The sequence below is a fragment of the Cedecea sp. NFIX57 genome (assembly GCF_900177785.1).
Lineage (GTDB): Bacteria > Pseudomonadota > Gammaproteobacteria > Enterobacterales > Enterobacteriaceae > Cedecea > Cedecea neteri_C.
Genome location: NZ_FXAS01000113.1, coordinates 1 through 1,501, shown reverse-complemented (window position 1 = coordinate 1,501; position 1,501 = coordinate 1). Strand labels below are relative to the sequence as shown.

General features: G+C 61.0%; 3 protein-coding genes. All 3 read left to right on the top strand.

Annotation, left to right across the window (positions count from 1 at the left end):
• The coding region (locus tag B9Y90_RS26090) for a Mu-like prophage major head subunit gpT family protein (protein ID WP_176227949.1) at positions 1-342 on the top strand (342 nt) is incomplete at its 5' end.
• A gap of 4 nt (positions 343-346) precedes the next feature.
• On the top strand, positions 347-787 hold the full coding sequence (locus tag B9Y90_RS26085; RefSeq protein WP_085543170.1) for a gp436 family protein: 441 nt from the start codon (positions 347-349) through the stop codon (positions 785-787).
• Complete coding sequence (locus B9Y90_RS26080) at positions 787-1,464, top strand: phage protein Gp37 (RefSeq protein WP_085543169.1); 678 nt, start codon at positions 787-789, stop codon at positions 1,462-1,464. Before B9Y90_RS26085 ends, B9Y90_RS26080 begins: the two co-directional genes overlap by 1 nt.
• Positions 1,465-1,501: the final 37 nt, after the last annotated feature.

Genomic DNA, 1,501 nt, shown 5'->3' with positions numbered 1-1,501 from the left:
CCGACGCTGCTGGTCGTGCCGCCTGCCCTGGAAGACACGGCCAACGCCCTGATGACTGCCGAACGCCTGGATGACGGGAAGACCAACATCTACAAAGGCACCGCCAAAGTGCTGGTCGTGCCGTGGCTGACCGACGATGACGCCTGGTTCCTGATGGACACCAGCCGCGCCATCAAGCCGCTGATTTTCCAGCAGCGTAAGAAGCCGGTCTTTGTCTCCCAGCAGGACATGAATAACCCGGATGTATTTATGCGTAAAAAGCTGAAGTTTGGGGCAGAGGCTCGCGGGTCTGCAGGCTTTGGTCTGTGGCAGATGATTTACGGCTCCACCGGCAAGGGCTGAGACTATGACTTACGCCACCCCTGAGGACTATATCGCGTATTTCACCGAGCGGGATGCCACCGGTGTTTCGGCAAAGCGTGGCGTGGGTGCGCCGGATGTCACCCGCATTGCCCGCCACCTGCAGTCGGCCAGCGACCGCATCGACTCCTATCTGGGGGCACGCTACAGCCTGCCACTCAGCGATGTGCCGGGGGCATTGCGGGATTACTGCTGCGATATCGCCCGTTTTCTGATGGTGGGCACGGAGCACCAGACCACCGAGGAAATGCGCATCCGCTATGACGATGCGATTGCCTGGCTGAAACGGGTGGCGGACGGAAAAATCACCCTCGGCAGCACCACTAAAGATGGACAAACCGTGGAGCCATCCTCGCCGGATGTGGTGTTTTACAGCGGCGGCGAGGATTTGTGGAGCCGCAACCGCACGGGCGGAGGGTGTTACTGATGATTATCGCCATTGAAGATGCCATCTGTGAACGCCTGCAGGCGGGGCTCGGGATATCGGTCTCGGAGGTGATGTCGTGGGACGTCATGACCGATGATATTGGCAATATCCTGGACTGCCTGCCGGGGGCGTTCGTGACCTTCACCGGCATCACCGGCAGTCAGCCCCACGACACCCGCCGCACCCGCTATAAGGTCACCGCGAACTTTGCGGTGTTTGTCGCTGACCACAACGTGCGGGAAAACGAGGCGGTCCGGCACGGCGATGTTCGCACGGATGAACCAGGCTGTTATCGCCTGGTGCGGGCGGTGCGCCGCCTGCTCTCCGGGCAGGATTTGGGGCTGGATATCGGACGTCTGGTGCCCGCCACCGTGAAAATGGTGACCGGGAAGGTGCTGGGTGAAAAGGCTATCGGGATGTATGAGTGCCTGTTCACCACGTTCTGGTACGAGGATGTGCTGGAGAACCGACGCTGGCCAGTGGCACCGGAGTATGACACTCATCCGGACCACGACTTTGTGCTGTGGGAAGGCCAGCTGGATGATGCCCCGCGGGAGCACCGGGCCACGCATGCCGCCTGGCAGCTTCAGGGCCAGCCCGTGGCGGAGGATACGGTGCGGGTCCCGGCCAAATCCAAACCTGAATCTGATGCCGGGGAAGACGGCCCGTTACTCTGAGGAATTTCACATGATGGTTATTGCCCGTCAGGGGCTG